Below are 11,904 nucleotides of genomic sequence, written 5' to 3' on the forward strand. Positions count from 1 at the left end.
AACCTCAATAGTTGTTTTTGGCGGCCGACTGAAACCGGCGCCAACGCATGTCGATCAACCATCCGAAACATGCCAGGACGCCATACCACGCGAGGAACGACAGCCATTGCTGCAGTTCGGGGCGGCCCTTTGCCCACACGGCGACAATTATGCCCGCGAGCATGATGAGGTACCAATAAAGGGCGGTCCGGCCATGACTCACGCCCGATCGGACCATCCTTTGATAATAATGCTCGCGGTGCGCCTGCCAGAACTTTTCTCCGCGTAACAGGCGTCTCAAAAGTGTTACAGATGCATCGGCAATAAAGGGCGCGAACACCATCGCCGGAAACCAGATCGGCCAGACATCGGTCCGCCAGCCCCAGTAGCCCAACGCACCGGCCAGGAACCCGAGCGGAATCGAGCCGGCGTCGCCGAGGAACAGCCTGGCCGGGTGGAAATTGAGCAGAAGAAAGCCCAGCGCCGCGCCTGCGATCGCCGCGCCTGCCACGACCAGATCGGGCGACGTATTCGCGCCGCCGAGCGCCGCGGCCGCGTATCCGCCGAAGCCGAACAGCGCCATGCCGCCCGCGAGGCCGTCGGCGCCGTCCATGAAGTTGTACAGGTTCGTCAGCCATACCATCGCGAAACCCACACCGGCGAGCAGCCACCAGGGCGCATCGGCCGGGAACACGACGAGCAGCGCGACGACGGCCGCGAGGTGCGCCGAGAACCGCACGCGGGCCGGCAGCCCGCGCCGGTCGTCGATCTGCGACATCGCGGCCAGGCCCGCAGCGGCGATGGCGATCAGCCAGAGTCGCGGTGCCAGCGCCAGCAGCGCAACGACACAAACCGGCACGATGCCCCATCCGCCCACGCGCGGGGTGGGCAGCGTATGAAGCGAACGGTCGTTTGGAATGTCGGTCGCCAGGCGCCAGGCCAGTCCGGTGGCGAGCAGCACGCGGAGAATCGTCGTCGAAGCGAATGCGGCGGCCAGGGCCACCGCGGCCGTGGTGAGCCAGGTGGGGTTCGCGAGAAGCATGTGGTCTTATTTTCGTGTATCGCGCGAACGATACCATGCGGCGGTCGCTTCGAGGCCCTGGCGGGTCGTATAGGGCGGATGCCAGCCCAGCACGCGCTTGATCCGGCCCGTGTCGAGCTGCAGGCTGCCGGTCAGGCGGTCGATCGCCGCACTACGGCCGGTCAACTTTCCGAGCACACGCAACAGCGCCGGCGGCACCGCGATCAGCCGGGCCGGCTTGCCGAGCGCGTCGCCGACGAGACGCAGCAGGCTCGCGACCGACGGCGCATCGTCGTCGGCAACGTGAAAGCATTCGCCGGCCGCGCGCGGGTCGATTGCGCAACGCAGCAGCGCCTCGGCGAGGTTATCGACGTAGACGATGCTGCGGCGCGCCGAAACCGCGCCGAGCGGCAACGGCATCCCGCGTGCGACCGCATCCATCATCCGCAGGAAGTTGGCGCGTACCGCCGGGCCGTAGACGAGCGGCGGACGAACGACGACGATGTCGAGCCCCGCCGACGCGCCGAACTGCGCGAGCTGCCGCTCCGCCCGCAGTTTCGAACGGCCGTATGCATCCTGCGGATCGGGTTTGGAAGCCTCGGACAGCGGCACCCCGCCGTCGCCCTCCCCAACCGCCTTGATGCTGCTCGCGAACACGATGCGGCGCACGCCGTGATGGCGCGCCGCCTCGGCGAGACGCAGCGTACCGGCAACATTGGTGGCATCGAACGCGGCGTCGGGATCGGGCGACTCGTCGCGCATCACGTGCACGCGCGCGGCGAGATGGATCACGCAATCGGCGGCCAGATCGGCGGGCCACGCTTCAGCCAGCGCATCGAAATCGGCGGTGTCGTGCACCCACTCGCGCACGCCGTCGATGCAGCCGCCCGGACGCCGCACCAGGGCGGTAACCGAGTGCCCGGCCTCCAGCGCGCGGCGGCAGACCGCGCGGCCGACGAAGCCGTTCGCGCCGGTGACGACGAGATGGCTCACCAGAGCCTCCAGCCGAAGCGGTTGTAGAACTTGAATGCCGATGCGGCGAACATGCGGATGTGTGCGAAGCCTTTGCGGGATGCGCCACCGCCGTGATGAATCACGCGCACCGACGGGACATACGCGACGCGGGCGACCTCGTGCGTGCGCAGGCTCAGGTCGTAGTCCTCGAAGTACAGGAAGTAGCGCGGATCGAAGCCACCAAGTTTCTTCAGGACTTCAGTGCGGAACAGCATGAAGCAGCCGCTGACGATCGGCGGATCCCAGACGACGTCCTGGCCGTTGATGACATCGCGCATTTCGTAGCGGGCAAGGCGCCTCGCAAAATGCGCCCGGAACCGGACCGGCAGAAAGCCCCGCACAAGCAGATCGAGAACCGCGGGGTAACGGCGGCAGAGATACTGCTGGCCGCCCGCATCGTCACCGATCCACGGCGTGAGCGCACCGGCGTCGGGACGCGAATCGAGAAACGCACGAGCGGCAACAAGCGCGTTTACGTCGAGATCGATGTCGGGATTCAAGATCAGGTGAAACGGGCGTGTCGACGATTCGATCGCGAGATTGTGCCCCCGTCCGTAGCCGACGTTGCCGTGACCCGACAGGATCCGGGTTGTGATGCCTCGCGTACCGAGCTCGTCAATCAATGCGGCCACGTCGCCCAGCCCGCCGTTATCGACGAGAAACAGATCGACCGGATAGGCCGATGCGCCCGCACACAAACGCGCGCACGCTACGCCCAGACTGGTCAGCGTCTGCCCAAGCTGAGCAATGTCAGGCTGATAAACGACGATGGAAACCGACAATCCTTCGGCATCACGGGGTTGCAGGCTTGTTACATTCATCCGTAGTTCGGCTACGCGCTTGCCAGATGAAGCGCAGGTTAGAAAGTCCGGCAGGGGCAGGTTGCGGCCTCGCCCGACCGGCCGGCAAACATGCCGTGCTTTTCACGGTGCCGACAGTGCAATTCTAACGTCAGCATGGTCGTTGTCGCCGGAAAAAGCTGACCCTTTACTCTCGCACATCATTCGATGCCGTCGGTGGGCATCATGCGACACATGCCGTCTAGCAGAGCAAGTGACGTCCAATCCGCGACGTGATACCGCGCACGTTGTGTCTCATCCAAAGTGAGAACCCGCTCGCGAACGCACGTACCGTCTAGCGGCATCATTGCCTGCACGCCGACCGTGACTCGACATCCGCGCAATGCTCCACCCCACATCCGTCCATTGCACTGAAACAGAACAACACGGCAACACCTGATGCGAACGTCGGCTCGGGACGGTAATACACGGTAACGCCAGACAGCCAAATGAAACGATCCGAATCACCCTCTTCCTGTTTGGACTGCTTAGAATGCAGTATCGACGCATCACTTCCGATTCCATGCAGTTCGTGCCGCGTTGCCCCGCCGTGTAGCGCAGCGGTATCGCGTTTCACGATGCTATTTGCACCATTGGCCGTCGGCCGCTTCGCAATCGAAGCGACCGACGAAGCGATGAACGATCGAATTGATGCTCTCCACGTATCAAAGAGTGCATTTTTTGTCATGCCCGACACTTTCCCCACTCCGCCGGCAATACCTCCCACACTGATCGTTGTCCTGGGCATGCATCGTAGCGGGACGAGTGTCCTCACGCGCGCGATGGAAACGATCGGCGCCGACCTTGGCGAAAGACTCATGCCTCCCGCCGCAGGCAATAACGACAAGGGGTTTTTCGAGGACCTGGATATCAATCAAGTCAATATCGAAATCCTGCACGAAGCAGGATTCGATTGGGACACCATGGCTTCGATCGACTTGAGCTCGATCGACGAGCACCGCATGGACCAACTCCGGGCCAATGCATCGCGCGTCTTGCGCACCAAATGCGACGGCAAGATCTTTGCACTGAAGGACCCGAGAATTGCCCGGCTGCCGCAGTTCTGGCAACCAATCTTCTCCGCCCTGCCGTCTCGCGTGGTCTACGCAATCGCCGTTCGCAATCCGATCAGCGTCGCACGCTCATTATCGAAACGCGACAATTTCGCCGAAGAAAAATCACACATCCTCTGGCTTGCCTACACGGTTTCCGCACTCGAAATGACTGCGAGTCACCCGCGTACGCTGATCGGTTACGACACGTTGCTGGACGCCCCACGCCAGGAACTGGCTCGCATCTCGTCCGAGTTGGGACTGCCTTTGATCGAATCCGCAATCGATTCATTCGAGAAAGAGTTCGTCGACGGCGGTCTTCGCCATACGAGATTTACCCGTCAGGATCTAGACTCGCTTCGCTCATCTCCCCGGCAAGTCCGGGAACTGTTCTCCGCGCTCGACGAGACCATCCGGAACAGACTTCCGTCCGATAACGCGATGCTCGACCAGGCGGTCGAGCGCGCGCGCCGCTACCTCACCGACGTCTCGCCGCTGTTGAAATACGAATGGGAACTCGATTGCCATTCGAAGACGCTGAACGCGGCGGTCGCATCCCTTAATGAATCGATCGCTTCGCTCAACGAGTCAGTCCGCGTATCGGAACACGAGCGGGATGTATTGTCCGACGAGCTGCGCATGGCAAACGTCGATCGTGCCGACGCATACAACCGGCTGGATGAAGCCGAAACCGAACTGTCCGCAACCCGATCGGCGGTCGCTGCGCTGGAATCGGACGTGGTCAGCATGCGTGAATTGAACGCAGAAATGTTGTCGTCGACGAGTTGGCGGATCACGGCGCCGTTGCGCGCCGTCAAGCAACGACTGACAAGACACTGACGTCGCGCTTGCAAGCGGCGACCGAATCCGGCGGCACTGCCGGACACGCTGCCTCACGGCAGTGCCGCCGCGCGACTTCGGATCGGGTGATGGCGTCGACACTCAACCGAGGCCAACGCCATACCGCACTCGTTACCGGTTACCGGACTGCCCGGGCATTGCACCGAGGATTTCATTGATTCGATCCGTCGCATGGTGACCAGCCGTGGTCAGAGACAGATTGACGAGCGCGCTTTCGCGGGCACGGGCGCCGAGCTCACGCGCCCATTCCTGATTCTCGAACACCTTGCGCATCGCTTTCGCTGCCTCATCGACCGACGGCTCCGCCCAGTGGAGATTCGCATCGTACGGAGGAATCGGTCGCCCCAGTTTCACCAGATCGTAGGGAACGAGAAGGCTGTTGCTGTCGTCCATGAAGTCCACGTTGCCCGAGTAGTTCGTCGCAATGACGGGTTTTCCCATCAGCATGGCTTCCGCCATCGTAAGCCCCAATCCCTCGCTTCTGTGCAGAGACACATACGCGTCGCACGCATCCATGAGCGACAGCACTTCGTCCGGTGAATACACTTGGTCGATGATCTTGATCTTCACCCCCGACATCTCGGCCGCAAGCCGCAATTCCTTGATCTGGGCCGGATGACGATCGCCGAACGAAGTCTTCAGCACCAGACAGACCGGATCGTCCGGCCCGAACGCCTTGCTGAATGCACGAATCAACCCCATCGGATTCTTGCGCTCCATGACGCTCATCATGTGGAACGTAAAGAGGAACGTATATTCGCCGTCGTTCAGTCCGAAGTACGATCGATCCCGGCGCTGATACTGGCCAAGTTGCACCCCCGGGAAAATCGTCCTCACCGGTATGGCCAACCGTTCGCGCAACCCCTTGGCGACAAACTCGGTCGCAGTCCAGACTTCATCGATGCGCGCGGCTTGATCGAGCCAGCTGTCCGGTATCGAATCGAATTCCCAATACCAGTATGCGATCCGGTAGGTTCGTTGCGCGCGCTCGAGCAAATCGGATCGCCCGTATGCATCGTCGAAAAACGGCTCCGGCTGCGTGTGAATGATCGTGATGTCGAAATCTTCCGTACCGGAAAAATCGACGTGATGCGGATCATCCCTCTGATCGGTACGAAGATCGCGCAACGACGTCTGCATCTCGACCTCGCGCATCCCCTTCACCAATGCTTCCGCCGAGACGCGCAGACCCGACGGATAGCAGAAGTGTGCGATCACGTTGACGCCGGGCTTCGCCAGCGAAGCGGCCACCGCATCGACTTCCTGCGATTCGCACCATGAGCGAACGTCGTGCGGCAATGCGGCTTCGTCCGTTCGCAGCCATTCGATCAGTGCTCGCGCATCGGCCGCGTCACGCAGCACTGCGGGAAAACGATCGCGCCAGTCTTCACGGGCGTTGTATGCCGTTCGAATCTGCTCGGCAGGCGACAAGTCGATCGGCCAGGTCTCCGGCACCACCCACGAGTCGTGGACCCTGTATGTTGCGGCAAACCATGCAGCAAATGCGGCACGCCCGAAAATCGTCAAGCCGTCCGGGTGGAGTCGTTGCCATGCCGGTGTAAAGCGATAGGCTTCCACAAGTTCACGAGCCGGCGCTTCTGACGCTTGCCAGAAGAGCCACCAGATTTGCTCGAGTTGAAGGTCCGCGTCGACACGCCCATGCTGGATGAACCACTCGAACAGATCCGTCTGCCCGACCGGCGTCAACCCGTGCGGCATCAGCGCCCGGACATCCTGACGGAACATGAAGAACTGTCGCGCCGGCGCGCCAAAATCCTGCTCGAACAGTTGCCCGATCGCCGTGACGCCCGCATCCGTCAAGCCGAGGGCACGCCCTCCTCCTGCAAGCAGCCATTGCGCAAACGCGCCGTTACGTCCGGCCGAAAGCGCCTGCGGGAAGCGGACACGAAGATCGGCCCGGCGTCGCAACAGATCCAGACACCAACGCGCTGCGCTCCAGATATCGGAAACCTTGTGAGCGGGTTGCGGGGGCCACACGACTTCGTCTCGCGCCAATCCTGCGATTTCCATGCAAATGCCTTCGTCGTCGAGACGAAGCGCCCTCGCCGGCAACGGGAGCGATCCCGAGTCTCGAAGCTGCCGGTCGAGTTCCGCCCGTACGGAAATGCCATCCTGCAGACGCAGGGTCGGAATGGCATGGCGACCATCCAGTTCGGGGTGAAGATACGGATCCTCGTCGATGCCCAAATGACGGATGTCGTCTGCCAGGCGCCGGATATCCTCGACCGGATTGCTGTTCCCTCTCGTCGCCCCTTCGTGATGCACAAGACAGGCGTACGGCGTATAGGCCGTACGATAGCCGGCACGCCATATCCGCATGCACAGCGCGACGTCGCTCATCGCAATCAGATACGATTCGTCGAATCCCCCAACCTCTTCGAAGGCGCTCCTGCGCACCATCTGGCAGGCGCCCATGATCGCAAGCCAGTTTCGCGGATGATCCGGCGAGCCGAATACATCCCATTCGATACCGCCGCCGCTCCGGTACATCAATGCGGCGAGGTGGATGCCGATCGACACGCCTGCATGCTGCAGTTCCAGCGACGGATAGATCAGCTTCGTACCCACGACACCGACGCCCGGACGCATCGCAAACCGGACGAGTTCCTGCAGCCAGTCGCTCTTGATGATCTCGATATCGTTATTGAGGAAAAGCAGAAACTCGCCACGCGCTCTCACCGCACCGAAATTGCATGCGGCCGAATAATTGAACTTGTTCCGGAAATGAACGATTCGAACCTGCGGCTCGGATTTCAGCTGCTCGTAGTATGCGAGCGTCTCGGGTTCATCCGATCCCGTATCGACGACGATGACTTCCTTGTTCGGATAGTCGGTTGCATGCAGTAGCCCCTCCAGGCACATCCGGAGCAGCTCTGGCTTGTTCTTGGTGGGAATGACAATCGAAACCAGCGGCGCCTGCTCGATCTGCCAGGTGGCATGCTGAGTGCCGTTTGATTGGGTTTCAACGGTCACCGCACCGCTAACGCCGTGACGCTCCCAATATCGCTGGATGGCCGCGCGATGATCACCGGCTTCGATGGTGTCGGGTGCAGGTCGCTCCTGGCATGCGCCCGGCTTGCGATGGCACAGTACCTTCGGAACACGAACGATGTTCTGCGCAAGGTCACTGACACGCAGGTTGAGATCCCATTCGACAGCCGTCGCGGCAGCAACGTCCACGCCCCCCCGCCTGCGTCACCAACGCACGGCGAAGCAACGTCAACCGCCCGAAGTAGTTGAACGCATAGAGAAGATCAGGTGACCAGGTCGGCTTGAAGTACGGCCGCTCGCGCGTTTGAGATGCCGACTGCACGTCTTCGTCGCCATAGACGATGTCTGCCTGCGGCGACTTCGCGAGTACTGAAACGACATCGTTCAGCGCACTAGGCGCCAGAATATCGCCACTATCCAGAACGGCGACGAACTTGCCCTTGGCGTGATCGAGACCCCTTGCCAGGTTTGCCGGCCGCCCTTGGGCCGCGCCTGACGCGGCAACAGCGATCACGCGCGAATCGGCACCCGTCCACTCTTCGACGAGTTTCAGCATCGCCGCATCGTTGTCAGCGTGAACAACGATGGCTTCCCAGTTTCGATACGATTGCGCGCGAATCGAACCAACGGTTCTCGACGCGCTCTCGATCGAATCGACATCGGCAAGCAAAAAGCTCACGAGCGGCCCATCAACCTTGATCCTGGCATCGGCGCTCGACCGGGTTTCGACTGTGCGAATCCATTCCGCGTACCGCCCCGACGACGCGGCACCGGGAATACCGCTGTCTTGCAGGACTTCGACCTGATCACTCACGGCTTGCTGCTCGCGAAGAAGGGTAGCCCGCCGCTGCCGCAAGAACTCCAGCCGTGCCGGCATCCGCCACGGCGTGGCCAGCCACCACGCGGCCTTGGCTACCTGACGCGCGCGCCCCCGCGCAGATGGAGGCATCATCGCCCCGATCCGGCGCGCCGGCGACGTCGCGCGCCAGAACATCGATTGCGTGACGGCTTGATACTGCTGCTCGACCAGTTCGGCCCGGTGGCTGGCCTGCTGTGCCATCACGTCGCGGCCGGAGAGCGCGGAACGCAATTCGGCAATCTGGTTTTCAGCATCCTTGTGCCGACGCTTGTGCTCGTGCTCCATCTCCGCCCGCCGGCTTTCCATCGCCGCTGCCTGGCGCATCAACTCCTTGTTCAGGCGTTCGAGCTCCTGGTACTTCGCTTCATGCTCCTTAAGTACCTTTTCCACCTCGGTCTGCCGCACAAACTCCACCGCATCGCGTTCCCGCTGCTCCGCGTCCACGACCTGGGCGGTCAAGGTCTCAACCTGACCAGCCAGTTCGGCCGTCCTTGCAGGCACGAAATCGTCAAAGACGTTGGGCGGATACTTGAACGCGTCGATGAGCTCAGATCGTTCGCCGGCTACGTAGAACCGGTTGAGACCGTCCGAATAGACATGCACGTAGTTCGCACCCAGAAGAATGCTCTCCCACTCCTGATGGGATTCCTTCTGGGTTAGCGGCAGCGTTGCCTCCACCACGACGATCCACGGCCGGTTGCGTTTCCAGTCGTTGCCGGCCAGCACCGCGCGCTCAGCCCCTTCGACATCGACTTTCAGAAAATGAACCTCTCGCCCAGCACTGACGTGCTCTCGCCAGATGTTGTCGAGGGTCGTCAGCGCAACGTCCTGAACATTCTCGCTCCACCCTGCCGCGACATGTTCACCGGCAATCTGGCCGTCGAGCGTCGACAATCCAGTGTCTTGAAACAAATGGATACGCCCCGTACCTGCGCTATCACCCACCGCGACCCGAAGATTGATATCGCGAGGACGCCGGCTTTCGAGTCGAGCAAAATAGACGGGATTGGGTTCGACATTGATGCCACTCCACCCCATCTCACTGAACGCTCGAGTCACCGAATGCTCGTCGGGAGACCATGCGCCAACGTCGATGTAAAAACCGGCCATCACATGCTGCAGCGCGCGATGCAGCATGACGTCTTCGAAATTTTGCGCGTAGGAAACAAGAGGCATAAATTTTCACTTACCTGGGCTATGAGAATTCGAGTCGGTATCGAGGAAAACATCGGCACCGCCCCGATTTCCTGCATTTCTGGCCATGACCGTGCCGTGCATATCGGCCACGCCGAACATGCCGTCAACAGTCAGTTCGCTCATGGATGTTCGAGCATCCATGCAAGCGTGTTACGAAGCGGTATCGCGTGAGTCGAACCGATCGCATGTTCGAGCGCCCGGCAATTTCCGACGAGCTTGTGGACCTCGTTCGCACGCACGAACTGCGGATTCACCTTCACCTCCAGTTCGTGCCCGGATAGTTCCTGCACTGTCGCCAAGACGTCCTGCAGCGAATACCCGACGCCTGAACAGACGTTGAACGTCCGTCCAGCGAAGTCGCCTTCGATCAACTTCCGATACGCCGCGACCACCATGCGCACGTCCGAGAAATCCCGTACGACATTCAGATTTCCCAACTCGATGCGCACCGCGCGCTCGCTGAAATGCCGAACGATCTTGGGCAGAAGGAACCGCTCGTCCTGACCCACACCCGTGTAATTGAACGGCCGCACGACGACGATCGGAAGTTTGTCCTGCCACGTGTGTGCGACCATTTCCATCGCCAGCTTGCTGATCGCGTAATCGTTTGCGGGTGCCGGCGCAGTGGTTTCATCGATGACTTCCCGGTCGGAATTGCCATAGACGTTGGCACTGCTTGCCAACAACACGGCTTGCGGCCGGCATGCCGCGCGAGTCAGCGCGTCAAGCAGGTTGCGCGTCCCGACTACATTGGTCTGGTAGATCGCACCGACGTCGCCGTGCTGAACGAACGCAATAGCCGCCAGATGCACGACGGCATCCGGCTTTTCGTCGGACAGCACACGAACCAGCGCGTCGAGATCAAGCAGATCGCACACGTGCGTTCGCCACGGAGCACCGGAAATCGGCTTGTGAACGATCCCGCAGACCTCGTGACCCGAGCGGATCAGTTCCTCCGCCATATAGCGGCCGGTAAATCCGTCCAGGCCCGTTACGAAGACTTTTGCCATGGCCTTAGAACGAGAAGCCTGCTTCGTTCCGACGAATGTCGGCCTCGACCATCATCTGGCAAAGCTGCTCGAGCGTCGTCTTCGGCACCCAACCGAGTTCCTTGCTCGCTTTCTCGGGGTTGCCAATCAGCAGATCGACTTCGGCGGGCCGGTAGAACTTAGGGCTGACCTTGACCACGGCGTTGCCGGTTCGGGTATCGACGCCCGTCTCGTTCTCGCCAACACCTTGCCATGCGAGTTCGATGCCTGCCGCCTGTGCCGCCATCGACACGAAATCCCGTACCGTCTCGGTCCGGTTCGTCGCCAGCACGTAGGTATCGGGGCGTTCCGCCTGCAGCATGCGCCACATGCCTTCAACGTATTCCTTCGCATAACCCCAGTCACGCTTGGCGTCGAGGTTGCCGAGCTCCAGCACATCGAGCTTGCCGAGACGGATCTTGGCAAGACTGTCCGTGATCTTCCGCGTCACGAACTCGCGGCCGCGCAGCGGCGATTCGTGGTTGAACAGGATGCCGCTGCAGCCGAAGATGTTGTAGCTCTCGCGATAGTTGATTGTCATCCAGTGCGCGTAAAGCTTTGCGACGCCGTACGGGCTACGCGGATAGAAAGGTGTAGTTTCAACCTGCGGAACGGCCTGTACCTTGCCGAACATTTCCGACGTGCTGGCCTGGTAGAAGCGGATCGCAGGATTGACCGTTCGAATTGCCTCGAGCAAGTTGAGCGCGCCAATCCCGGTAATCTCCGCGGTGGTCGCCGGCTGATCGAACGACACGCCGACGAAACTTTGAGCCGCCAGGTTGTAGACCTCCGTCGCCTGCGTCGCCTGAAGCAGACGGATGCTTGCGCCGAGATCGGTCAGATCGTATTCGACGAGGTGAAGATTGGGATGATTGCTGACGCCGAGTTCGTCGATTCGCCAAAAGTTCACCGAGCTGGTACGCCGGTAGGTGCCGTAAACGGTGTAGCCCTTCTCGAGAAGAAGCTCCGCAAGATACGCACCGTCCTGCCCCGTAATGCCAGTAATGATCGCAACAGTCATGTTCTTTCCAGTTTGTTCAGT

At 61.2% G+C, this 11,904-nt stretch carries 9 protein-coding genes; 1 reads left to right on the forward strand and 8 read right to left on the reverse strand.

The features are described 5' to 3' along the window. Positions 1–4: 4 nt before the first annotated feature. The 3 genes from HWX00_RS17675 to HWX00_RS17685 are packed head-to-tail and all read right to left on the reverse strand — an operon-like array spanning position 5 to position 2,835. Positions 5–1,021, reverse strand: coding sequence for an MraY family glycosyltransferase (locus HWX00_RS17675; RefSeq protein ID WP_059557214.1), 1,017 nt, complete (start codon positions 1,019–1,021; stop codon positions 5–7). A 6-nt stretch (positions 1,022–1,027) separates the two neighbouring features. Next, a complete protein-coding gene (locus HWX00_RS17680) occupies positions 1,028–1,993 on the reverse strand; it encodes a UDP-glucose 4-epimerase family protein (RefSeq protein WP_034187279.1) in 966 nt (321 codons plus the stop codon). Further along, positions 1,990–2,835, reverse strand: coding sequence for a glycosyltransferase (locus HWX00_RS17685; protein WP_175027352.1), 846 nt, complete (start codon positions 2,833–2,835; stop codon positions 1,990–1,992). The genes HWX00_RS17680 and HWX00_RS17685 overlap by 4 nt, the downstream gene beginning before the upstream one ends. 596 nt (positions 2,836–3,431) lie before the next feature. Here HWX00_RS17685 and HWX00_RS17690 point away from each other — a divergent pair. Further along, positions 3,432–4,745, forward strand: coding sequence for a sulfotransferase family protein (locus HWX00_RS17690; RefSeq protein ID WP_175027351.1), 1,314 nt, complete (start codon positions 3,432–3,434; stop codon positions 4,743–4,745). A gap of 132 nt (positions 4,746–4,877) precedes the next feature. On the opposite strand, the gene HWX00_RS36845 is transcribed toward HWX00_RS17690, so the two are convergent. Genes HWX00_RS36845 through gmd form a run of 5 tightly spaced genes read right to left on the reverse strand, consistent with a single transcriptional unit; the run spans position 4,878 to position 11,883 of the window. Further along, positions 4,878–7,967, reverse strand: a complete 3,090-nt coding sequence (locus tag HWX00_RS36845; protein ID WP_244131178.1) for a glycosyltransferase — start codon at positions 7,965–7,967, stop codon at positions 4,878–4,880. Then, positions 7,912–9,813: an FkbM family methyltransferase gene (locus HWX00_RS36850; RefSeq protein WP_244131179.1), complete on the reverse strand. Its 1,902-nt coding sequence runs from the start codon at positions 9,811–9,813 to the stop codon at positions 7,912–7,914. Before HWX00_RS36850 ends, HWX00_RS36845 begins: the two co-directional genes overlap by 56 nt. Before the next feature lie 6 nt (positions 9,814–9,819). After that, positions 9,820–9,957 (reverse strand): hypothetical protein, encoded by a 138-nt coding sequence (locus HWX00_RS17700; protein WP_154233728.1) that lies wholly within the window; start codon positions 9,955–9,957, stop codon positions 9,820–9,822. Continuing rightward, the gene (locus tag HWX00_RS17705) at positions 9,954–10,844 is read right to left on the reverse strand and encodes an NAD-dependent epimerase/dehydratase family protein (protein ID WP_059557220.1); all 891 of its coding nucleotides are present in this window, start codon (positions 10,842–10,844) and stop codon (positions 9,954–9,956) included. The genes HWX00_RS17700 and HWX00_RS17705 overlap by 4 nt, the downstream gene beginning before the upstream one ends. 4 nt (positions 10,845–10,848) lie before the next feature. Next, positions 10,849–11,883 (reverse strand): GDP-mannose 4,6-dehydratase, encoded by a 1,035-nt coding sequence (gene gmd / locus HWX00_RS17710; RefSeq protein ID WP_034187275.1) that lies wholly within the window; start codon positions 11,881–11,883, stop codon positions 10,849–10,851. Between the last annotated feature and the right edge of the window lie 21 nt (positions 11,884–11,904).

The organism is Burkholderia seminalis DSM 23518 (genome assembly GCF_902832885.1).
Classification (GTDB): Bacteria; Pseudomonadota; Gammaproteobacteria; order Burkholderiales; family Burkholderiaceae; genus Burkholderia; species Burkholderia seminalis.